The organism is Thioalkalivibrio sp. ALRh, from assembly GCF_000381425.1.
Taxonomy (GTDB): Bacteria; Pseudomonadota; Gammaproteobacteria; order Ectothiorhodospirales; family Ectothiorhodospiraceae; genus Thioalkalivibrio.
Genome location: NZ_KB906519.1, coordinates 1,145,353 through 1,167,084, shown reverse-complemented (window position 1 = coordinate 1,167,084; position 21,732 = coordinate 1,145,353). Strand labels below are relative to the sequence as shown.

Below are 21,732 nucleotides of genomic sequence, written 5' to 3'. Positions count from 1 at the left end.
TGGAGTCCACGTGACCAACCCTCTGCTGCAAACGGATCGCCTGCCCGCGTTTCGATCCATCGTCCCGGCACACGTTCTCCCCGCTATCGACACCGTCCTTCAGGAGAATCGCGACGGGATCGAACAGCTCGTCGCCCAGGCTGGCGACGCCCCGACCTGGGACGGACTTGTGGCGCCTTTGCAGCACCTGGATGCCCGTCTCTCTCAGGTATGGGCACCGGTCGGACATCTTAATGCGGTGATGAACAGTCCGGAGCTGCGCCAGGCATACAATGCCTGCCTGCCCAAGTTGTCCGAGTTTGGGAGCTGGGTGTCGCAGCATCAGGGGCTGTATGCCGCCTTTCGCCGCCTGGCCGATGGCCCGGAATACCCCCAGCTCGCGCCCGAGCGACGCAAGGTAATTGATGACGCCCTGCGTGATTTCCACCTCAGTGGTGTCGATCTCCCCGAGGATGCGCGCGCCCGCTTGCGGGAAATCGATGCCCGTCTGTCCGCACTCACGGCGCGATTCGAGGAGAACGTCCTCGATGCGACCCAGTCCTGGACCTGGCAGACCGACAATCAGGACGAACTTGTCGGCATACCCGCAGCAGAACAGGCCATGTTGGCCCAGAACGCCCGCGCCCACGAGCAGACCGGTTACGTCGTCACACTGGATTTCCCAAGCTATTTCGCGGTGATGAGCCATGCTGACAACCGCCAGCTTCGCCGCCGCGTCTACGAGGCCTTCGCGACCCGCGCATCTGACCAGGGCCCCGATGAAGGTCGCTTCGACAACAGCGAGGTCATGGTCGAAATCCTCCAGCTGCGGGAGGAGAAGGCGCGCATCACGGGGTTTGCGCACTACGCGGAGCGCTCACTGGCGACCAAGATGGCCGAGAACGCCGGTCAGGTCGATACCTTTCTGCAGGACCTCGCCCAGCGGGCACGTCCCCGGGCCGAACAGGATCTGGACGGGCTGCGTGCCTTCGCCCGCGATGAGCTCGGGCTCGACTCCCTGGAAGCCTGGGATATGGCCTATGCCGCCGAGAAGATGCGTGAGCGGCGTCTTGGACTGAGCCAGGAAATGCTGAAGCCCTATTTCCCCGCCAGCCAGGCGGTGGAAGGCCTGTTTCGCCTGGTCGAGCGCCTGTTCGGCGTGCATTTCGAGGCCGACCCGACCGTCGAAAGCTGGCATGACGACGTTCGCTACTATCGCGTCGTTGACGCGAACGGCGTCGAACGTGCGGGTTTCTACTTTGATCTCTACGCCCGCAAGAACAAGCGAGGCGGTGCCTGGATGGATGTCTGCCGCCAGCGTTTTGTCTCGGCAGAGGCCCAGCAGGTCCCGGTCGCCTTCATGACCTGCAACTCCACCCCGCCCGTGGATGGCAAGCCTGCGCTGTTTACCCACGACGAGGTGATCACCCTGTTCCACGAGTTCGGCCATGGCCTCCACCACATGCTCACACGCGTGAACGAGCCCGAGATCGCCGGGATCAATGGCGTCGAGTGGGACGCCGTCGAACTGCCAAGCCAGTTCATGGAGAACTGGTGCTGGGAGCGCGAGGCCCTGGATCTGTTCGCCCTTCATTACGAGACCGGCGAGCCCATGCCGGATGACCTCTATCAGCGCCTCGTCGATACCCGCCACTTCCATGCCGCGCTGCAGCTCCTGCGACAGGTCGAGTTCTCCCTGTTCGATATGCGCCTGCACGCGGGGCCGGCACCCGACAGCGCCCAGGCCATCCTCGACCTCCTGGAGACGGTGCGTGACGAGGTCGCGGTGGTCCGTCCGCCGGCGTTCAACCGCTTCCCCCATGGCTTTGCCCATATCTTTGCCGGAGGCTATGCGGCGGGTTACTACAGCTACAAGTGGGCGGAGGTCCTGTCCGCCGATGCCTTTGCACGATTCGAGGAAGAGGGTCTGTTCTCGCCCGAGGTCGGTGCAGCCTATCTGCGCGAGATCCTGGAGGTCGGAGCCTCTCGTCCAGCCGCCGACTCCTTCCGGGCCTTCCGCGGTCGTGACCCCGAGATCGACGCCCTGCTGCGGCACAGCGGACTGGAGAACGCCGCGTGAAGATCGCCAGCTGGAACGTCAACTCCCTGAAGGTCCGCCTGCCCCAGGTCCTCGACTGGCTGGGTAGCTCGCGCACGGACATCCTCGCCTTGCAGGAAACCAAGCTAACCGACGAGAACTTCCCGGTCAGTGCGATCCAGGATGCCGGTTACGAGGTGGTCTACTCCGGCCAGAAGACCTACAACGGCGTGGCCATCCTCTCGCGTACACAGGCAACGGACGTCGTCACTGATCCGCCGGGGCTGGAGGACGCCCAGCGCCGCATCCTGGCGGCCACGATCGGCGATATCCGTATCGTGAACCTCTATGTGGTGAACGGCGAAAATGTCGGGACCGAAAAGTACGCCTACAAGCTCGACTGGCTGGCACGCATGCGCGCCTGGCTGGCCGCCGAGATCGAGACCTACCCGAACCTCGTGGTGCTGGGCGATTTCAACATCGCCCCGGAAGACCGCGACGTGCACGACCCCGAGGCCTGGCACGAGCGTATCCTGTGCTCGACCCCGGAACGGGAGGCCCTGGCGGCCCTCACGGACCTTGGTCTCGCGGACACCTTCCGAGCGTTCGAGCAGCCGGAAGAGGAATTCTCCTGGTTCGATTACCGCGCCGCTTCCTTCCGGCGCAACCGCGGCCTTCGGATTGACCTGGTCCTCGCCAGCCCCGCACTGCAAAAACGCCTGACCGCTGCCGGGATCGACCGCGAGCCCCGCGGCTGGGAACGGCCCTCCGACCACGCCCCCGTCTGGGCCGAATTCAGCGACTAGGCCCGGCCGACGGCCGCGCCCTGGGAGACACCTTTGAAATACAGGGACCTGCGTGACTTCATCGACGGGCTAGAGGCCCGCGGCGAGCTCAAGCGCATCACCACCGAGATCGACCCGAACCTCGAGATGACCGAGATCGCCGATCGTGTCCTGCGCGCCGGCGGACCCGCGTTGCTGTTCGAGAACCCCAAGGGTTCCGATATCCCGGTCCTGGCTAACCTGTTCGGCACGCCGGAACGGGTGGCCATGGGCATGGGCGAGGACTCGGTCGAGGCCCTGCGCGAGGTCGGCCGGCTGCTGGCCTTTCTCAAGCAGCCGGACCCGCCCAAGGGCCTGAAGGCGGCCTGGGAACAGCTGCCTGTGTTTCGCAAGGTGCTCGACATGGCGCCCAAGAAGACGCGCGGGGCCGCCTGCCAGCGCCATGTGATCGAAGGCGACGACGTGGACCTGTCCACCCTGCCGGTGCAGACCTGCTGGCCGGGGGATGCCGGGCCGCTGATCACCTGGGGCCTGGTCGTGACCCGCGGGCCGGAGAAGTCGCGGCAGAACCTCGGCATCTACCGTCAGCAGGTGATCGGCCGCAACCGTGTGATCATGCGCTGGCTGTCGCATCGCGGGGGCGCGCTGGACTACCGGGAATGGTGCCAGGCCCATCCAGGTGAGCCGTTCCCCATTGCGGTGGCCCTGGGGGCCGATCCTGCGACCATCCTCGGCGCGGTCACACCCGTGCCGGATACGCTGTCGGAATACGCCTTTGCCGGGCTGCTGCGCGGCAGCCGCACGGAGGTCACCCGCTGCATCGGCTCCGATCTCGAGGTCCCGGCATCCGCCGAGTTCGTGCTGGAGGGCCATATCCACCCCGACGAAACCGCGCCCGAGGGCCCGTTCGGCGATCACACGGGGTACTACAACGAGGTGGACGAGTTCCCGGTGTTCACCATCGACCGTATCACCCACCGTGAACAGCCGATCTATCATTCCACCTATACCGGGCGTCCGCCCGATGAACCGGCGGTCCTGGGGGTTGCCCTGAACGAGGTCTTCATCCCGATCCTGCAGAAGCAGTTTCCGGAGATTGTGGACTTCTACCTGCCGCCTGAGGGTTGCTCCTACCGTATGGCGGTGGTTTCCATGCGCAAGCAGTACCCGGGCCACGCGAAGCGCGTGATGATGGGGGTGTGGTCGTTCCTGCGCCAGTTCATGTATACAAAATTCGTGATCGTCGTCGATGATGACGTGAACACGCGCGAGTGGAACGATGTAATCTGGGCGATTACCACGCGCATGGACCCTGCGCGTGACACGACGCTGGTGGAGAACACGCCGATCGACTACCTGGATTTCGCCTCACCCGTCTCGGGGCTGGGCTCCAAGATGGGTATGGACGCGACCTCCAAGTGGCCGGGCGAGACCGATCGCGAGTGGGGCCGACCGATCACCATGGATCCGGCCGTACGTGAGCGGGTGGATGCCCTCTGGGACGAGCTGGGGCTGTAGCCGTCGCCACAGCCCCGCCCGGCCCCTAGTTGCCCAGGTGTGCGCCGTCCTCGGGTAGCCGCACCCAGGCCGCGATGTCGGCGCCCATGGCCCGTACCGTGCGACCCATCACCGCGCAGCTGCCCTTGAACCCGCCGAATGCCCCGCCGCCAGACACCCGGCGTGAGGTGAAGTCAGCCACCGCCTCGCCGTTCTCGTACAGCGTGCCCTCGGCCTCCGCCAGGGACCGGTGTCCGGACCAGGCGCTGCCGTCATTGCGGGCCTGGGTGATCTCCACCACCAGTACCTTTCCAGCATCCCCGGGGCTCACGTCCGCGCCGGATTCCACGCGGACATCATGGCGAGCCCCGAACTCCTGCACGAAGCCGGGGAAGCGCTCCTCCAGCTCGCATTCGCGGCGAATGGCTTCGGACACCGTTGCATCGTCGCTGTAGGCGAACCGCTCCGGGACCGCGACGATCACCTCCGGATCGGTGACCTCGGCAGCGGCTTCGGCCCCTGCATCGGTCGTCGTGTCACGGGTTTCGTTGGCTGCACATCCGCCCAGAACCATCACCCCGACGGCGGCCAGTGCGGCTGTCCATTTTTCTCCTTGCATTCCTTTCTCCCTGCCTGTGATTGGCGCCCCCGAGTCTGCCCCATCCCGTCCATGGAATGCACCCCGGGACCGCTACATGCGGCTTCCGGGGTTGCTTGCGTTCGCCCGGACCGTGGAGACAATAGGCCCCCTTGTTGGACCAGCAGCGGGAGCAGCGCATGGCCTTTGACGTGATCATCCAGCCCAGCGGGCAGCAACTCGAGGTCGAAGACGACGAGACCGTACTCGAGGCCGCGTTGCGCCAGGGGTTTGCGTTTCCCTATGGCTGCCGTAACGGCGCCTGCGGATCCTGCAAGGGGCGCGTCCTCGCGGGCGAAGTGGACCACGGGCCGAAAAAGCCGCCGGGCATTACCGAGGCCGAACTGGCCGATGGCTGGGCCCTGTTCTGCCAGGCGGCCCCGGTGGATGACCTGGAGATCGAGGTGCGCGAGATCGGCGCGGCCAAGGATATCGTCGTGAAGACGCTGCCCTGTCGTGTCGCGCAGCTGAACCGCCTGGCCGACGATGTCATGGAGCTGCGTCTTCAGCTCCCCGCAACCGAGCGCATGCAGTTCCTCGCCGGACAGTACCTGGATGTCCTGCTCAAGGGCGGCGGGCGCCGTAGCTACTCGCTGGCCAATGCCCCGCATGACGACGAACAGCTGGTCCTGCATGTGCGCAACCTGGAGGGTGGGCGCTTCTCGAAGATGGTGTTCGAGGAGATGCAGTCCAAGGCGCTGTTACGGATCGAGGGGCCGCTCGGCACGTTCTTTGTCGACGAGGAATCGGAGCGGCCGCGCCTGTTCGTTGGTGGTGGCACGGGCTTCGGCCCGCTCAAGGGGATGCTGGACCATCTGGCGGTCGAGGGCTTCGACCGCCCGCACCACCTGTTCTGGGGCGCGCGCAGTGCAGAAGGGATTTACGCCCCCGATTGGCTCGGCCGCATGAGCGCCGAACACGGTGAGCATTTTCGCTTTACGCCGGTGCTCTCCGATGTGCCGGCGGACACGGCGGGCGGGTTCCCGGCTGTCGCGGGCTGGCCACACGATGCGGTACTGGCCGAATACCCCGACCTGTCCGGCTTCGATGTCTACATGGCCGGTCCGCCGGCGATGATCGAGGCGGCGACCAATGCCTTCCTCGCCGCGGGCCTGCCGACCGAACAGCTCTACTACGACAGCTTCGAGCCGGCCGCGCCCCACGAATAGGGGCGCGCGACCCCGCTGATCAGCTGGTCGCGAGTTGCGCGGCCAGGCGGTGCACCGCCTGCTGCATCGCGGCGTCAGTCGGGTCCTCTGCGACCTCTACGGCGGCCTTGAACCCCAGCTCGTGGGCGATCTCGCCGATCCGTTCGGAACCCACCACCAGCGGTGTCTTGCGCAGCCACATGCGCCCGAGCTTGCCGACCATCTCGTAGAGATTGCGCAGCCCCTCGCCACTGGTGATCGTGATGATGTCGATCTGGTCGCGCGAGAACGCATACATCAGCGCGCCGGTATCGCCCTCCGGGCGCCCGCGCCGATAGGCCTCGGCAAAGGTGACCTCCGCGCCGCGCGACTTCAGCGTATCGCCGAGGTATTCGCGCCCGCCGTCGCCGCGAAAGATCACCACGCGCTGGCCGGCCACGTCCTGCATCGCCGGCTGTTCCAGCAACGCCTCGCTGTCGAAGCGCCGCGGCGGGGCGATATCCACGTTCAGCCCGAAGCCCTTCAGCTCCTTCGCGGTGCGGTTGCCGATGGCTGCGATTCGCGTCCCTTCGGGCCAGGTGCGGTCGGCCAGCGCCAGGTTCAGCACCCGCTGCACCGCGTTCGGGCTGATAAAGACCGCAATATCGAAATTATCCAGCTGATTCAGTACCGCGCGCAGGTCGGTCGGGTCGCTGGGCGCCAGGATCTCCAGCACCGGAAAGCGGATCACCTCGGCGCCATCGCCAGCCAGCAAGGTGCAGAACTCCTCTGCCTGCGCCGCCGGCCGCGTGACCAGGATCCCGCAGCCGTTCAGGGGGCCGTCCGCGGTGGGCTTCATGATATCCAGCTCGGCCATTTTCAGGATCCTTTCGTGGAGGCTGCGTTCTCGGCGTGGGCGGCGGCCAGCAGCTCGCCAGCCCCCAGTTCCAGCAGTTGTTCGGCCAGCTGTACCCCGAGGGCCTCCGCGTCGCCGCGCGGCCCTTCCACCTGCCGTCGCAGGAGCTGGCTGCCATCGACGGCGCCGACCAGACCGTCCAGGCGGAGCCGGTCGCCGTCCAGGGTTGCGTGGGCGGCCAGAGGGACCTGGCAGCCGCCCTCCAGGCGGCGATTGAACGCGCGTTCTGCACGCACGCGGTCGGAGGTGTCGCGGTCGTTCAGGGGTGCGATCAGCGCCGCGATCTCCGGGTCGTTCTCGCGGCACTCGATGGCGATTGCCCCCTGGCCCACCGCCGGCAGGCTGACAGCCGGTTCCAGCCGGGCGCGGATGCGCTCGTCGAACCCAAGGCGCTTCAGTCCGGCCGCCGCCAGCAGGATCGCGTCGTACTCGCCGGCATCCAGCTTGCCCAGCCGGGTGTTCACGTTGCCGCGCAGATCGGTGATCTTCAGGTCCGGCCGCCGTGCCCGCAGCTGGCACTGCCGGCGCAGGCTGGACGAACCCACGCGCGCGCCCTGGGGCAGCTCGTCGACATGGGCATAGGTGTTGGAGACGAACGCATCCAGCGGATCTTCCCGATCGAGGATCACCGGTAGCACCAGGTCCTCCGGCAGCTCCATGGGCACGTCCTTGACCGAATGGACCGCGATGTCCGCACGATCCTCCAGCATTGCGACCTCCAGCTCCTTCACGAACAGCCCCTTGCCGCCGATACGGGCCAGCGGGGAGTCGAGCACGCGATCGCCCTGGGTCGTCATGCCGACCAGTTCCACCGGAAGATCCGGGTGCAGGCCCCGCAGGCGCGCGGCGACATGTTCCGCCTGCCACATGGCGAGCGGGCTTTTTCGAGTGGCGATACGCAGGGGTTTCATGCGGGGTCCGGCGGCTGGAGAATAAAGCGCCGTAGTATAACGGTTTCGGCGCAGTGGCCCGAACCCTCCCGGATCCAGGGGCTGTCGCTTCTTGCTATGCCAGATTGCCGCGCAGGAAGGCCCTCACTTGTGGCAGCTGACGGCGACTGACGGCCACCGGATCGACGTGGCCGTGAAACAGCAGGCGGTGATCGGCCGGGCCGCGTGTCTCCAGCCCCCGGATCGCCGTGCGCACCACCAGGCAGCCCCGGCGCACGCACAGGAGGGCATCGCCGAACCGGGATTCCAGTTCGTGCAGTCGTGTATCTACAAACCCCTCGAGCTGTTCACCGCGCGCAATCACATAGCCGTCTTCGGCCGTGAAGTAGGCGATACGGTCCAGGGCCACGCGTTCCTCGCGCCGCCCGATGGTCAGGCGAACCGTCCGTGGAGCGGGTGCCGAAGAGCCGGCCTTGTGCCGGGCCGCGCGCTCCAGGGCCTGGGTCAGGCGCTCGCCGCGCACGGGCTTGAGCACGTAGTCGCGCACGCCGGCCTCGAAGGCGTCCAGGCTGAACTGCTCGTGTGCGGTGACCAGGATCACCATCAGGTCGGGTCGCCGGGCGCCGATCTCGGCGGCCAGCTCCATGCCCGACTCACCGGGCATCTCGACATCCAGCAGCACCAGATCGGGTGCCTCGCGGGTGATGGCGTCGCGTGCGCTGATCGCCTCGGCCGCCTGGCCAATCACCTGATGTCCGGCGTCGTTGACCATCCCGGCCAGGCGCTGACGCGCAATCGGTTCGTCGTCCACGATCAGGACGCGCAAGGCTTCACTCGACATGTTGATTCCCCCGTTCCAGTGGCAGGCGAATACGGACTTCGAACTCGCGCTCCCGGGTCACGGTTTCGAAGCGACACCGATCGCCAAACGCATGGTGCAGGCGCAGGCGCACGGCCTCGCTGGCGGTGCCGGTCCCCTCGCTGTGTGCCTCCGGGTCGACGCTGTTGGTCAGCGACAGCATCACTGTGCCGGAGTCGAGCCGACAGCGAACGCGCACGAAGCCGGGACCCCGGGCCGGCCCGATCCCGTGCTGGATCGCGTTTTCCGCCAGCGGCTGCAGGATCAGGGTGGGCACGCTGACGTCCAGACCGGCCTGGTCCGGGCAGTCCCATTCCACCTCCAGGCGTTCGCCAAACCGCGTCTGCTCGATATTCAGGAAGGCTCGCACCAGCTCCAGCTCCGCGCGCAGGGACTGGCGATCCGCGGTCGCGAAGGTGGCGCGAAAGAGATCGGCCAGATCCAGCGTGATCTGTTCCGCGCGCGCGGGTTCGCTGCGGCACAGCCCGGCAATGGTGTTCATGCTGTTGTAGAGAAAGTGCGGCCGCAGCCGCGCGCGCATCGCCTGCTCGCGGGCGCGGGAGACGGCCTGGGTCTCGCGCTGCCAGGCCGCCTGCAGGTAGAGGTAATGCATCGCCACCAGGCTCAGGATCGTGGCCACCGCGATCGCCGGCCAGCGCCAGGCCGGATCGGCCAGCTGCAGGCCCTCGGCCCCCAGAAAGACCGCCGCCGTGTTGGCGATTGGCACCAGCGGGGGCAGGACGATCTGGCCCCACAGGGGCAGGCGCACCAGCAGCCGCTTGCCGGCGCACAGGATCAGCAGGCTGGTCAGCGCGACCCAGAAGATGAACAGCGCATGCAGGGCGAGCCCCGGCACCCAGTCCTGCCCGCCCCCGCGCAGCAGGGTCACCGCCAGGGCCAGCAGTACCGCGACCATCAGCACGCGCAACAGCGTCTCGGCGCTGCAGAAATCCGGCAGCGGCGATTGTTTCGCCAGTTCGGTGGTCTCGTCGTCCGGCGCAGGTGCCTTCACGACCCGTCTCCCCTCCGGGTGCCGTCCATCCTTGTATTTGGTCGGGGGACACTGTGCCGCGTCTCCCTTATACTTCCGAGTCTTTCCAACCCGGTTCAGGGTGCACCATGACGCAGGATTCCGCACGCGACAAGCCACAGGCCCCGGCCCCCGAGGGCGAGGCCAAGCTCTGGGGCGGCCGTTTCTCCGAACCCACCGATGCCTTTGTCGAACGCTTTACCGCCTCGGTCGAGTTCGACCAGCGCCTGTACCGGGAGGATATCCAGGGATCGCAGGCGCATGCGCGCATGCTGGCCAAGGTCGGCGTCCTGACCGACGCCGAGGCCGAACAGATCCTGCAGGGGCTGGACGCCATCCGCGACGAGATCGCCGCCGGCAAGTTCGACTGGCAGATCGGCCGCGAAGATGTGCACATGAACATCGAGGCGCGGCTGATCGAGCGGATCGGTGACGTCGGCAAGAAGCTGCACACCGGCCGTTCGCGCAACGACCAGGTGGCGACCGACATCCGCCTGTGGCTGCGCGCCGCCATCGACGACATCCTGAGCCTTGTCCGGGCCTACCAGCGCGGGCTGGTGGATCTGGCCGAGCGCGAGGCCGAGACGGTGATGCCCGGCTTTACCCATCTGCAGACCGCGCAGCCGGTCACCTTCGGGCACCACATGCTGGCCTGGTACGAGATGCTGGAGCGCGATGCCCAGCGCCTGGTCGACTGCCGCGCGCGGGTCAATGTCCTCCCGCTGGGCGCGGCCGCGCTGGCCGGGACACCGTATCCGCTGGATCGCGAGTACACCGCCGAGCTGCTGGGCTTTGACGGGGTGACGCGCAACTCGCTGGACGCGGTCTCGGATCGCGACTTCGCGATTGAGTTCACCGCCGCCGCGGCCACGCTGATGATGCACCTGTCGCGCCAGGCCGAGGAACTGATCCTCTGGACCAGTGCGCAGTTCGCGTTCATCGACCTGCCGGACCGCTACTGCACCGGCTCGTCGATCATGCCGCAGAAGAAAAACCCGGACGTGCCCGAGCTGGTGCGTGGCAAGACCGGCCGGGTCTATGGCCACCTGATGTCCTTGCTGACCCTGATGAAGGGCCAGCCGCTCGCCTACAACAAGGACAATCAGGAGGACAAGGAACCGCTGTTCGACACCGTGGATACCTTGCTCGGCTCGCTGCGCGCGTTTGCCGACATGGTGCCCAACCTGGAGGTGCGTGCGGAGAACACCCTGGCCGCCACGCGCAAGGGCTTTGCCACGGCAACGGATCTTGCCGACTACCTGGTCGGGCGGGGTGTGGCCTTCCGTGATGCCCACGAGGTCGTGGGTCGTGCGGTACGGGTGGCGCAGGATCGTGGGGTCGATCTGGCGGAACTGCCGCTGGCCGACCTGCAGGCCATCAGCGACGCGGTGGGCGACGATGTTTACACGGTGCTGACGCCGGAGGGGTCGGCCGCTGCTCGCAACCTGACCGGCGGCACGGCCCCGGAGCAGGTCCGGCGCCAGGTCGCGGTCGCCCGCGAGCACCTTGCGGGCACGATGGGCTGAGACACGATCGAGGTGGTGCGAAGGCGCACCACCTGATTTACCAGGATCGTCAGTAGGCCAGCGTCGAGTCGATCACTTCCCACATCACGTTACCGTGCACCACCTCGTAGCCGAGCAGGACCTGGCCATGGGCATCGTCGCCCTCGAAGTTCGCCAGTACCCAGCGGTGGTTCAGCACGTGGATGCCGTCGGGCCGGAACGTAAAGCCCTCGTCACCCTCCGCCTCGTGCGGGATCAGCTCCGGATGTTCCATCAGATCTGCACGCAGGCGCTCCTCGGCGCGTGCCATGCCGCGGCGTTGCAGGTCCTGGATGTGCGCGTTCGTCAGGCCCAGTTCGACCGGGCGCGGAATCTCGTGCCGGGTGTATTCCTGTAGCTGCACCTGCGTCTGGTACAGCTCGCGCTGGGCCTCGGTCACATCCTGCTCCAGCCCGGTGGCACGGGCGATGTAGATGGCGAGGATGATGACGAAAAACAGCATGAAGCCCAGCCAGGCCAGGCGTTCGCTGTTCTTCAGGCCACCCTGATTCTTGTTGTCCTGCTCTTCGGTCACGAGTCTCCTCCCGGAAATGGGGCGTACGACATGGTCGCCGTGCCCGCGTGACGGAACACCCGGGCACTGTGGGCCCAAAGGTGCAAAATCGAATCGTCGCGCATCATAACGCCTGAAGCCGCGATCTGCCGAGGTATCGATGTCCCGCGCCGAAGCCCCAGCGCCCAGCACCCCCGAACTGCAATGGGTGAACCGCTTTGCGAGCCTGCCGGAGGCCTTCTATGACCGTCCGGCGCCGGCCCCGTTCCCGGATGCCACGTGCCTGGCGACCAGCGCCGAGATGTGCCGGCGCCTGGGGCTGGCCGCGACCGACCTGGCCCGCCAGCCCTGGCTGGGGGCCTGCACCGAAGGACACCCGATGGAGGGCCCCGACCCGCTGGCCAGTGTCTATGCCGGGCACCAGTTCGGCGTCTTTGTCCCGCAGTTGGGGGACGGACGCGCAAAGCTGCTGGGCGAGGTTCGAACCACCTCCGGTGAGCACTGGGAACTGCAGGTGAAAGGGGCTGGCCGCACGCGCTATTCGCGCGGCGCCGACGGCCGCGCGGTACTGCGTTCCTCGATCCGCGAGTACCTGATCTCCGAGGCGATGGCCGCACTGGGCGTGCCGACCACCCGCGCGGTGGCCCTGTTCGGCTCCAGCCTGCAGGTCCTGCGCGAGCGCGTGGAACCGGGGGCGATCGTGCTGCGCGCGGCACCCAGCTTCCTGCGCTTCGGGCACTTCGAGTATTTCCACTACAGCGGCTACAGCGAACGCCTGCGCGAACTGATCGACTATGCGCTGGCGCACGACTATCCCGAGCTGGCGGACGCCGACGACCCGGTGGCCGCGATGCTCGAACAGGTGATCGCGAACACCGCCGAGATGATCGCCGACTGGCAGGCCGTCGGGTTTTGCCACGGGGTGATGAATACCGACAACATGAGCCTGCTGGGGCTGACCATCGACTATGGCCCGTTCGCGTTCCTGGATGCCTACGACCCGGGCTACATCTGCAACCACACCGACCAGGGCGGCCGCTACGCCTTCGACCAGCAGCCGGCGATCGCGCAGTGGAACCTGATCCGTCTGGCCGAGACCCTGGTAATCCATTTCCAGGACGCCACCCGCGAAGCCGCGATCGAGCGGGCCAAGGCACTTCTGGTGGACTTCATGCCCCGGTTCGAGCAGGCCTTGCTAACGCGCATGCGCGCGAAGCTGGGGCTGGCGGAGGAACGCGAAGGGGACCTTGAGTTGATTCACGACCTGCTGGCGCGCATGGCCGCGGAGGGCGTCGATTACACGCGCTTCTTCCGCCAGCTACCGGACCTGGAGCAGCCCGAGATCCGCGAACAGCTCGAGGCCGAGCTGGAGGACGCGGAGACCTGGCGCGCATGGTGGTCGCGCTATCAGGCGCGCCTGGAGACGGAGGCCCGCCCGTTCGAGGCGCGTCGGGCGGCGATGAACGCGGTCAATCCGAAGTACATCCTGCGCAACCACCTGGCGCAGGCCGCGATCGAGCAGGCCGAGGCGGGCGATACGTCCGAGCTGCTGCGGCTGCAGGCGATCCTCGCGCAGCCGTACGACGAGCAGTCCGAGTTCGAGGCCTACGCGGACCTGCCGCCCGCCTGGGCCGCCGGCATCCAGTTGAGTTGCTCCTCCTGAGGCCCCGCTGCGTGGTCAGTTGACCGCGCCCTCCGGGGGCAGCTTTTGCTTCATGGCGTCGGACAGCGGGACGTCGTGCACCACCAGTACCGGCAGGCGTGCATTGCGCACCAGCCATTCGGTCGCGGACCCGGAGAGCATGCTGGCGATCTGGCTGCGACCGCGCGTGCCCATCACGATCATGTCCGCACCCCATTCCTCGGCATGGCGGGAGATCTCCTCCGGCGCACTGCCAATGGCCACGGCGACCTCGTCGTCCTCCTCGGCCCACGCCTCGAGCTGTGCGCGGACCTTGTCTTCCGCGGAGTGACGCATGTCCTTCGCGTTCAGCGGCGAGGTGCCGGCGCCACTGAAGGCGCCAGCGGCGCTGGGCCCGGCCACATCAGAGGGCTTCATCACGTAGAGCAAGCGCTTCTTCGCCCCCGAGCAGTGCTGCCGCGCGACGGCCAGGGCCGCGGCGGAGGCAGGCGAGAAGTCGACGGCGATGATGACGCGCTGCAGCATGGGGATCCTCGGGCTGGTCGTGGGAAGGGCCTCGGCGAGACCCCACAGGGGGCGCGCGGTTCAGCGTCTTGGTGCGAGGTGCTAGACTTCGCCCCCTTTCGGCGGTTTCAGTCTGTACTGGCACCAGACCGCTTGCAACCGCGCCTGCGAGAGGTGGAACACCGGTGAGCCTCCCCTCGCATCTGTCCGCCCGCCAGTCCCGGCCCCGGTCGATACAGCGGCGCGCATCCGTATTGGGGATTCCCACGTGCAGCAGACCCTGACCGACTTCCTGCAACGCCAGCGCAAGATCTGGTTGTTCAATGTGCGCGCGGACCTGATCGCCGGGATCGTGGTCGCGCTGGCCCTGATCCCCGAGGCGATCGCGTTCTCGATCATCGCCGGGGTCGACCCGAGCGTGGGCCTGTACGCCTCGTTCACCATGGCGGTGGTGATCGCCTTCGCCGGCGGACGCCCCGGCATGATCTCGGCCGCGACCGGGGCCATGGCGCTGCTGATGGTGACATTGGTGGCGGAACACGGGCTGCAGTACCTGCTGGCCGCGACCATCCTGACCGGGATCATCCAGATCCTGTTCGCCTGGGCCAAGCTCGCGCGCTACATGATGTTCATCCCGCGCACGGTGCTGGTCGGCTTCGTGAATGCGCTGGCGATCCTGATCTTCCTGTCGCAGGTGCCCTATCTGGTGGACGGCGACACCACCATGTGGGCGCTGGTCACCGCCGGGCTGCTCATCCTCTACGGCCTGCCGATGATCCCGGGCTACCCGAAGCTGCTGCCGCCGCCGCTGGTCGCGATCGTGGTGCTCAGCGTCCTGGTCTACTTCATGGGCCTGCCGACGCTGGAGGTCGGCGACATGGGCGAGCTGCCGGACGGCCTGCCGGTGTTCCTGTTCCCGGACATCCCGCTGAACTGGGAGACCCTGCAGATCATCTTCCCGACCGCCTTCGCGCTGGCGATCGTCGGCCTGCTGGAGTCGCTGCTGACCGCCTCCATCCTCGACGACCTGACCGACACGCCCTCCGGCAAGAACCGCGAGGCCCAGGGCCAGGGCATCGCCAACATCGTCACCGGCTGTTTCGGCGGCATGGCGGGCTGCGCGATGATTGGCCAGTCGGTGATCAACATCAAGTCCGGGGGGCTGGGGCGCCTGTCCACGCTGTCGGCGGGCATCTTCCTGCTGATCTTCATCGTGTTCCTCGGTGACCTGGTCTCGATCATCCCCATGGCCGCGCTGGTCGCGGTGATGATCATGGTCTCCATCGCCACCTTCGACTGGGGCTCGCTGACCACCCTGCACAAGCTGCCGCGCACCGACGCCACCGTGCTGATCGTGACCGTCGGCACCACCGTGATCACCCACGACCTGTCGCTGGGCGTGTTCGCCGGCGTGCTGCTCTCGGCGATCTTCTTCGCGCGCAAGATGGTCAAGGCCGTCGAAGTCACCAGTGCGCTGTCGGAGGACGGCCGGACTCGCATCTACACCGTGCGCGGCCAGCTGTTCTTCGTCGCCGTGGACAAGTTCATCGACAGCTTCGACTACCGCGAGGGCATCCACCACATCGAGATCGACCTGACGCGCGCCTCGCTATGGGACAGCTCGGCGGTGGCTGCCATCGACAAGGTCGTCGGCAAGTTCCGCCGCAACGGCATGGAGGTCGAAGTCAGGACGCCGCGTGGCGAGAGCGGCGAACTCCACGACAAGCTCGCGCAACACGACAAGGGCGCCGACCTGGGGCCGGGCGGGCACTAATGCCGCCACCGTCATTGCGAGGAGTGCAGCGACGAAGCAACCTCCCTCCGAAACCCTCGGACCCCGACACTGCGCAAGCTTCGGGAGGTTGCCGCGGCCCCTGCGGGACCTCGCAATGACGGTGCCCGTGGCGGCGCCGGGGGATGGGAGAGATTGGACCTCCTGTCCAGGCATGGCAGGCTAGGCGGATGATGAATCTTCGCCGGCCGGCGCCTCCGGCCGACCCCCGGGCCGAGCAGGAGCGGATTCGGCGTGCGCTGCTCTGGCCGATGCTGGGGGCCGCCGTCCTGATCGTGATCCACGCCCTGCACGACCTGCTGGGCGGGGACTGGTCGCGCCTGGGCATTCTGCCGCGCGACGCGGTCGGGGCGCTGGGCATCATCACCTCGCCGTTGATCCACGGCTCCTGGGGTCACCTGCTCGCCAATGTGCCGACCTTGTGGGTGCTCGGCATGCTCACGCTCTACGGCTTCCCGCGCGCCACGCGCGTTGCAGTCCCGCTGATCTGGCTGATGGGGGGGCTGGGTGTCTGGCTGTTCGCCCGCGAGGGGCTGCACATTGGCGCCTCGGGTCTGACCCACGGGCTGATGTTCTTTGCCGTGGTGATCGGGATCCGCCGGCGCGATGCGCTGTCCATCGCGGTGGCCATCATCATCCTGTTCCTCTACGGCAGCATGCTCTGGGGTGTCTTCCCCAGCGGCCCCAAGGTCTCGTTCGAAGCGCACCTGTTCGGCGCGGTCGTGGGTGCGGTCTGTGGCTGGTTCCTCTATCGCCGAGATCCGTTCCCGGTGTATCGGCGGCACGACTGGGAGGACGACGACCCCACCGACCCCGAGACCCTGCGCAAGATCGAACAGGGGCGGCTCGACGAGATCGAGCCGAAAGAACCGCCGGAGGAGCCCGGGCGGCGCGATTAGTCGGACACCCTTTCTGGATGCCGTTCGCCGCGCTCGGTGCATCCCGCGACGTAGCGGTGACGGCGCTTCGTCGCACCGTCATTGCGAGGAGGCGAAGCCGACGAAGCAATCTCGCTCCGGAAGCACCGCGTTGCCAGCGTTCGGAGGTTGCCACGTTGGCTTCGCCTCCTCGCAATGACGGCTCAGGGTCCGGCGTGGTGGCGCTCTAGCGCCCGAAGGTCATGCGCATGCCGGCCATCAGGGTCAGGCCCGGGGCTGGCTCGTAATAGCGGCGGTTGCCGTCGTTGATGCGGATGTTGTCGACGTTGTCCGCGTCCAGCAGGTTGTTCGCGGCCACGAAGGCCTCGACATGGGCGTTGCCATCCTGCCAGTGGCGGCCCGCGCGCAGGTTCAGCGTGGTCTGTCCGCCCACTCGTTCGTCGTTGGCGTCGTTCACGTAGCGCCCGCCTGTGTACAGCGCATCGATGGTGAAAAAGTAAGGTCCCTGACGCCAGTCGGCCTCCACGAACAGCTGCTCGCGCGGCAGCCCGGGCAGGCGATTGCCGTCGCGCCGTTCGCCCTGCTGGTCCACGAAATCCCGATAGCGGAAATCGTTCAGGCTGAGCGCGTTGGACAGCGTCCACTGCTCCGTCGCGGACCAGTCGACCGCCAGCTCGAAGCCGTTACGCGCGGTCCGGCCGGCGTTGGTGTAGAACGTGCGACCGTCCACGTTGGGCTCCTCGAACGGGGCGATCTCGTCGCGCACGCGGGTCGCGTAGACCGAGGCATCCCAGGCCAGGCGACCGGTCTCGCGGCGGATTCCGACCTCGATGCTGCGTGCCCGCTGGGGGTCGAGGCCGTCGTTGAAGCCGCCCCCGCCCTCGGGATTCGCGAACTCGGTGAAGGTCGGGGTCTCGAAGTTGGTGGCTACGTTCACGTAGGCCCGGTAGTCCGGCTGGAAGTGCCAGATCAGCCCCGCCATCGCGCTGGTCTCGCGGAAGGTCCGCGCATCCGAGCGATCCGGTTCGCCCACCCGGTCGGAGAAGTGGTCATCGATGGACATGCGGATGCGGTCGTGGCGTGCGCCGAGCACCACGTTCCAGTCCGACCCCAGCGCGGTGTCGGTCTGCACGAACACCCCGCGTGAGCGGGCGCGCTCGCGTTGGTCCAGCGCAAGGTCGTCGATCGAGGGGGTGCCGCCCGGACAGTTCGCCTGTCCCTGGATATCGGTACAGCGGCGGGTGCGGTCGTCGCGCTGTTCCTCCAGGTCGATCCCGGTCAGCACCCGGGTCGGGCCGATGTCCTGTTCGTACTGGGCGTTGAGGCCGTAGAAGTCGCGCTCGTAGGCTACCCGTGAGTCGCCGGGGAATGGCAGTTGCTGCGCGTAGTCGCGCTGGGTCCAGAAACCACCCAGGCGCAGCTCGCCGGGGCCGAGCGACTGCTCCCACTGCAGCCCCGTTGTGAGCTGCTCGGCTTCCTGGGTGCTGTCGAGGGCCGTGGCCAGCGGGGCGGCCGCGCGCCGGTTCTGGCGCATCTCCTCGCGCGTGAGCCCGCCGGGGTCATCGGTGCGCGGGGCATCGAGGTAACGCAGGTGAAAATTCAGCGTCCCCGCCTCCAGCTCCGAGGCGGTATGCAGGCGCAGGTAGCGCTTCTCGGCGGTGGACTGGTCGCGGTAGCCGTCGATGGCGAAGTCGTGGGCGGTCAGGGAGTAGCGATGGGTCCCGTGATCCTGCTCGGCGATCGCCTCGGCGCGGCGATAGCCGTAGCTGCCCAGCATGACTCCGCCGCCAAAGCCACGCGCGTCGCGGCCGTCGCGGGTGCGCGCCGAGATCACGCCTCCGGAGGCATTGCCGTACAGCGCGGCGCTGGGCCCGCGCAGGACCTCGATGTCGCGCAGGTTCAGCAGGTCGATGGCGTCCACCTGCGATTGGCCGTCCGGGGTGGTCTCGGGGATGCCATCCTGCAGGATGCGCAGCCCGCGCACCCCGAACGGTGCGCGCGAGCCGAAGCCGCGGATGGAGATGCGCGCGTCCTGCGCGAAGTTGTAGCGGTTCTGGGCGAACAGCCCCGGAACGCGATTCAGCGACTCGTCCAGCTGCAGGCCCTGGCGCCCCTCGGTGGCCTGGCGCTCGTCCACGCGCGATACCGCCGCCGGCAGGTCCGCCAGCGGCGTGGCCAGCCTGGGTGCGGTCACCGTGATCTCGACCGGGTCGAGCACGGGTACGTCGTCCTCGGCGATGGCCGTCGGAGCGGCCAGGCCCAGCACCGGCAGGGACAGCGGCAGCAGAGCGACCGGTCCCCTGAGGCTCCGGGTCTGCCCGTCTGCCGGTCGCCTGGGCATCGCGCGTTAGTCCCGGAGGGTCAGCTGCTCGGTCAGGAGCTCGCCATGATCGAGGAAGGCGTCGTACAGCGCCCGGCTGCGTTCCGCCAGCGCCTCGTCGTCGCCCCAGGACCCTGGGCGGTCGAAGGCCTCGCCCGTACGGTAGCCATTGGCCACGGCCATCATGAAGGCCGCGACGGATCGGGTGGTCACGGTCGGGTCGGTCACCGATCCATCCTCGTAGGCCAGGCGTGTGGGGAAGATGGCAGACCCGAGCTGGTATTCGAGCGCGCCCTCGAGCAGGCGGTCAATCGCCGCACCCAGTTCGCCTTCCAGCTCCGGCGCCCGCTCGCTCAGCAGCTTTGCGGTCCCCTCGCGTTCGCGCAGCAGGGAAAAGCCGCCGGTGACCTGGTGGACGAACCGCCATTGCGCGGCGACGTCGACGTGGTCGGAGGCCGCACGGGCCTCGCCGTCCTCGAACGCGATGCGTTCGGGCAGGCCCCAGTCGCGGATCGGCCCGTCTTCGGACACGATGGCGCGGGTGATGGACGCAGTGCGGTCCGCCAGCGTCTCGGCGCGCCCCTGATCGTCCGCATCCCCGAACAGGTAGAGCGTCTCGTAGACCCCCTTGAGGCCACGCAGCAGCGCCCCGACCTGATCCACCGACCACTCCGCGCCCTGGTCGCGGACAAACATCCCGGCATCATCATCCCAGGCCGCGTCGGCGGTGTCCGCCATGGCCCGGGCGATCTCGACCATGTCGTCGCGCGAGTGGCCCAGCCAGCCCGCGAGGGTCTCATGCTCCAGCTGCCCCATGTCGTCCTCGCCACCCGGCTTGTGCTGGCGCACCCAGGCGTATGCGGGGCCGTGCAGGGCGTCGAGGCCGAAGGCGAGGGCATCGGTGCCCGAGTCATTCGCCGCTGCCACCTCGCCGTCGGCGTAGCGTTCGTTGACCAGGTGGTCCGCCAGCGCCGACATCAGCGGTGCCGGGTTGTGGGTGATCTCGTCGTACAGGCCCAGGTGTTCGAAGCGACCCCCGCTGTGATGCATATGGTAGAGATACGCGGCATCGGCATAGGCCGCCGGAGCAGCCTCGTCGTCACTGCCGGACTGTGCGCGGATGCGCCCTTCATCTACCAGCTTGCCGTGCACCGTATCCAGCAGGCCGAGCCAGGTCTCGCCGATCTCCCGCATCGGGCCATCGGCGAGTTCCGGACGGTAGTCGTCATGCCCCAACTCACTGTCGCGCATCAGGCGGCCCTTGACCGTCAGTGCCCCCAGCGTCATGAACGCATCATCGGCGGTCATCCCGTCGGCATGCACCAGCACGCGGTCCTGGTGATCGAGCCCGTGGGCGACCCCAAGCGGAGCGGCCTGTGCGAGCGCGGGCCCCAATAGCGAAAATGCGGCCGCCGCCGCGATTGCGGACTGCTTCATCATGAAACTCCCCTGCCTGATCGTGAGCACTTGAGCCCGTAGGCCTCATTTCCACCTGACCGGCCACGATGGGCTCGGTTCCACTTCCGTTGTCTCCCCCCGGGCAACGGTGTTGCGCCTTAACCGGATCTTCACCGCTTCTTAACCGGCCTTTCATCCGGCCTCCCCATGCTTGCGGCCGGTCGGGATGCCTGTGCGTCGCGACCGCTTTTCGACGCATCGAACGCATTCGCCTAGGGGAGAAAACCTATGAATCGCAAGCAACTGCTGACCAGCCTGATCGCGGCGGGCCTCGTCGTCCCGGCTGTGGCCACCGCCGACTGGACGCTGTACGGGCGTGCCCATCTGTCCGCCGACGTCCTCGACGACGGTGCCGACTACAACGAGTTCAACATATCCAGCAATTCGAGCCGCCTGGGCTTTCGTGGCGAACGCGAGTTCCGCGACCAGCTCACCGGCATTTTCCAGATCGAGCAGCAGATCGACTTCGACACGGATGGTACCCACTTCGCCACCCGTGACACCTTCGCCGGGATCAAGGGCGACCGTTGGGGGATGCTGCGCATCGGCAAGTTCGATACCCCGTTCAAGCGGGCCCGCGGGCCGGCCAACTTCTTTGGCGACCAGGTCGGTGATCTGCGCAACCTGACACGTTCCGCCGCCCAGACCGGGCGCTTCGACGAGCGTTTCAACAACAGCATCCACTATCAGACCCCGAGCTTCGGCGGCCTGACCTGGAATATCCAGTACTCGAACGAGACCGATGGCGCCACGACGGTGGACGGCGCTGACAACAAGGCCTATTCGACCTCGCTGAACCTGAGCATGGGCGACTGGACCGGCGCGCTGGCCTACGAAAAGCAGGAAGACGGTGACGTGAACCCGGACGCCTGGCGCCTTGCTGTCGGCTACCGCATCACGGAGGCCTTCCGCATCGGCGGCCTCTACCAGAATTCCGAGACGGTCAACGGTGACGAGGCGGATGTGTACGGACTGGGCGGTCAGTTTCGGATGACCCCGAGCATGTACTTGAACGGCCACGTCTTCCAGCTGGACTCCGACCTGGACGATGCCGACGCCACGATGTACGCCGTTGGCCTGGAATATCGTATCGACAGCGACCTGCGCTTCTACGGCAACATTGCGCTGGTCGACAACGACGACCACTCCGCCCTGACGCCCTGGGGTGCAGCACGGACCTCCGGCCCGGGCGGAGCGCTGGGCGAAAACGCCACCGCCTTCTCGATCGGCATGCGCTACGACTTCTAGGTCGTGGCCCCAGCCGTGTCCCGGGGTCCGGGACACGGCTGAACAAAAAACCCCCGCCGGACTACGCCCCGGCG

18 protein-coding genes are annotated in these 21,732 nt (G+C 67.3%); 9 read left to right on the top strand and 9 right to left on the bottom strand.

Translation table 11 applies throughout. The features are described 5' to 3' along the window. Positions 1–10 precede the first annotated feature (10 nt). Genes F791_RS0105600 through ubiD form a run of 3 tightly spaced genes read left to right on the top strand, consistent with a single transcriptional unit; the run spans position 11 to position 4,320 of the window. On the top strand, positions 11–2,059 hold the full coding sequence (locus F791_RS0105600; RefSeq protein WP_018175070.1) for a M3 family metallopeptidase: 2,049 nt from the start codon (positions 11–13) through the stop codon (positions 2,057–2,059). Beyond that, on the top strand, positions 2,056–2,823 hold the full coding sequence (xth, locus tag F791_RS0105595; protein WP_018139753.1) for an exodeoxyribonuclease III: 768 nt from the start codon (positions 2,056–2,058) through the stop codon (positions 2,821–2,823). The genes F791_RS0105600 and xth overlap by 4 nt, the downstream gene beginning before the upstream one ends. Before the next feature lie 33 nt (positions 2,824–2,856). Continuing rightward, entirely contained in the window at positions 2,857–4,320 is a 1,464-nt protein-coding gene (gene ubiD, locus F791_RS0105590; protein ID WP_019592293.1) for a 4-hydroxy-3-polyprenylbenzoate decarboxylase, read from the top strand. 25 nt (positions 4,321–4,345) lie between these two features. Here ubiD and F791_RS0105585 read toward each other — a convergent pair whose 3' ends face one another. After that, positions 4,346–4,918 carry a hypothetical protein gene (locus tag F791_RS0105585; protein WP_018139755.1) on the bottom strand — a complete coding sequence of 191 codons (573 nt, stop codon included), beginning with the start codon at positions 4,916–4,918 and terminating at the stop codon, positions 4,346–4,348. Positions 4,919–5,076: 158 nt separating this feature from the next. On the opposite strand from F791_RS0105585, the gene F791_RS0105580 reads away from it, so the two are divergent. Further along, positions 5,077–6,105 (top strand): CDP-6-deoxy-delta-3,4-glucoseen reductase, encoded by a 1,029-nt coding sequence (locus F791_RS0105580; RefSeq protein WP_019592292.1) that lies wholly within the window; start codon positions 5,077–5,079, stop codon positions 6,103–6,105. A gap of 19 nt (positions 6,106–6,124) precedes the next feature. On the opposite strand, the gene F791_RS0105575 is transcribed toward F791_RS0105580, so the two are convergent. The 4 genes from F791_RS0105575 to F791_RS0105560 form a co-directional block, all read right to left on the bottom strand. After that, positions 6,125–6,940 carry a uroporphyrinogen-III synthase gene (locus tag F791_RS0105575; protein WP_012981427.1) on the bottom strand — a complete coding sequence of 272 codons (816 nt, stop codon included), beginning with the start codon at positions 6,938–6,940 and terminating at the stop codon, positions 6,125–6,127. A gap of 2 nt (positions 6,941–6,942) precedes the next feature. Beyond that, positions 6,943–7,890: a hydroxymethylbilane synthase gene (gene hemC / locus F791_RS0105570; protein ID WP_081622270.1), complete on the bottom strand. Its 948-nt coding sequence runs from the start codon at positions 7,888–7,890 to the stop codon at positions 6,943–6,945. A 94-nt stretch (positions 7,891–7,984) separates the two neighbouring features. Next, entirely contained in the window at positions 7,985–8,710 is a 726-nt protein-coding gene (locus F791_RS0105565; RefSeq protein ID WP_018175074.1) for a LytTR family DNA-binding domain-containing protein, read from the bottom strand. After that, positions 8,700–9,740 carry a sensor histidine kinase gene (locus F791_RS0105560; protein ID WP_012981430.1) on the bottom strand — a complete coding sequence of 347 codons (1,041 nt, stop codon included), beginning with the start codon at positions 9,738–9,740 and terminating at the stop codon, positions 8,700–8,702. The genes F791_RS0105565 and F791_RS0105560 overlap by 11 nt, the downstream gene beginning before the upstream one ends. A 107-nt stretch (positions 9,741–9,847) precedes the next feature. Between F791_RS0105560 and argH the strand changes: the two genes are divergently transcribed. Further along, positions 9,848–11,284: an argininosuccinate lyase gene (gene argH / locus F791_RS0105555; protein ID WP_018139760.1), complete on the top strand. Its 1,437-nt coding sequence runs from the start codon at positions 9,848–9,850 to the stop codon at positions 11,282–11,284. 49 nt (positions 11,285–11,333) lie between these two features. Here the strand turns inward: argH and F791_RS0105550 are convergent, their stop codons facing one another. Further along, positions 11,334–11,837 (bottom strand): hypothetical protein, encoded by a 504-nt coding sequence (locus F791_RS0105550; RefSeq protein WP_018993369.1) that lies wholly within the window; start codon positions 11,835–11,837, stop codon positions 11,334–11,336. A gap of 139 nt (positions 11,838–11,976) precedes the next feature. Between F791_RS0105550 and F791_RS0105545 the strand changes: the two genes are divergently transcribed. After that, complete coding sequence (locus F791_RS0105545; protein WP_019592290.1) at positions 11,977–13,479, top strand: YdiU family protein; 1,503 nt, start codon at positions 11,977–11,979, stop codon at positions 13,477–13,479. Positions 13,480–13,494: 15 nt separating this feature from the next. Here F791_RS0105545 and F791_RS0105540 read toward each other — a convergent pair whose 3' ends face one another. Continuing rightward, entirely contained in the window at positions 13,495–13,983 is a 489-nt protein-coding gene (locus tag F791_RS0105540; RefSeq protein WP_018993371.1) for a universal stress protein, read from the bottom strand. Between the two features lie 247 nt (positions 13,984–14,230). On the opposite strand from F791_RS0105540, the gene F791_RS0105535 reads away from it, so the two are divergent. Together F791_RS0105535 and F791_RS0105530 are read left to right on the top strand one after the other, a co-directional pair. Further along, entirely contained in the window at positions 14,231–15,736 is a 1,506-nt protein-coding gene (locus tag F791_RS0105535; RefSeq protein WP_018993372.1) for a SulP family inorganic anion transporter, read from the top strand. 188 nt (positions 15,737–15,924) lie between these two features. Beyond that, positions 15,925–16,653: a rhomboid family intramembrane serine protease gene (locus tag F791_RS0105530; protein WP_018175081.1), complete on the top strand. Its 729-nt coding sequence runs from the start codon at positions 15,925–15,927 to the stop codon at positions 16,651–16,653. 205 nt (positions 16,654–16,858) lie between these two features. On the opposite strand, the gene F791_RS0105525 is transcribed toward F791_RS0105530, so the two are convergent. Then, positions 16,859–18,973 carry a TonB-dependent receptor family protein gene (locus F791_RS0105525; RefSeq protein WP_369771587.1) on the bottom strand — a complete coding sequence of 705 codons (2,115 nt, stop codon included), beginning with the start codon at positions 18,971–18,973 and terminating at the stop codon, positions 16,859–16,861. Between the two features lie 6 nt (positions 18,974–18,979). Next, positions 18,980–20,392: a hypothetical protein gene (locus tag F791_RS0105520; protein WP_019592288.1), complete on the bottom strand. Its 1,413-nt coding sequence runs from the start codon at positions 20,390–20,392 to the stop codon at positions 18,980–18,982. A 246-nt stretch (positions 20,393–20,638) separates the two neighbouring features. On the opposite strand from F791_RS0105520, the gene F791_RS0105515 reads away from it, so the two are divergent. Next, positions 20,639–21,658, top strand: a complete 1,020-nt coding sequence (locus tag F791_RS0105515; protein WP_018993374.1) for a porin — start codon at positions 20,639–20,641, stop codon at positions 21,656–21,658. Positions 21,659–21,732: the final 74 nt, after the last annotated feature.

Excerpts from the sequence above, each read along its gene's own strand:
- F791_RS0105525 (WP_369771587.1), bottom strand. The coding sequence starts at position 18,973 with ATGCCCAGGCGACCGGCAGACGGGCAGACCCGGAGCCTCAGGGGACCG.
- F791_RS0105580 (WP_019592292.1), top strand. The coding sequence starts at position 5,077 with ATGGCCTTTGACGTGATCATCCAGCCCAGCGGGCAGCAACTCGAGGTC.
- F791_RS0105540 (WP_018993371.1), bottom strand. The coding sequence starts at position 13,983 with ATGCTGCAGCGCGTCATCATCGCCGTCGACTTCTCGCCTGCCTCCGCC.
- F791_RS0105565 (WP_018175074.1), bottom strand. The coding sequence starts at position 8,710 with ATGTCGAGTGAAGCCTTGCGCGTCCTGATCGTGGACGACGAACCGATT.
- F791_RS0105545 (WP_019592290.1), top strand. The coding sequence starts at position 11,977 with ATGTCCCGCGCCGAAGCCCCAGCGCCCAGCACCCCCGAACTGCAATGG.
- hemC (WP_081622270.1), bottom strand. The coding sequence starts at position 7,890 with ATGAAACCCCTGCGTATCGCCACTCGAAAAAGCCCGCTCGCCATGTGG.
- F791_RS0105520 (WP_019592288.1), bottom strand. The coding sequence starts at position 20,392 with ATGATGAAGCAGTCCGCAATCGCGGCGGCGGCCGCATTTTCGCTATTG.
- F791_RS0105585 (WP_018139755.1), bottom strand. The coding sequence starts at position 4,918 with ATGCAAGGAGAAAAATGGACAGCCGCACTGGCCGCCGTCGGGGTGATG.
- argH (WP_018139760.1), top strand. The coding sequence starts at position 9,848 with ATGACGCAGGATTCCGCACGCGACAAGCCACAGGCCCCGGCCCCCGAG.
- F791_RS0105515 (WP_018993374.1), top strand. The coding sequence starts at position 20,639 with ATGAATCGCAAGCAACTGCTGACCAGCCTGATCGCGGCGGGCCTCGTC.
- F791_RS0105575 (WP_012981427.1), bottom strand. The coding sequence starts at position 6,940 with ATGGCCGAGCTGGATATCATGAAGCCCACCGCGGACGGCCCCCTGAAC.
- F791_RS0105530 (WP_018175081.1), top strand. The coding sequence starts at position 15,925 with ATGATGAATCTTCGCCGGCCGGCGCCTCCGGCCGACCCCCGGGCCGAG.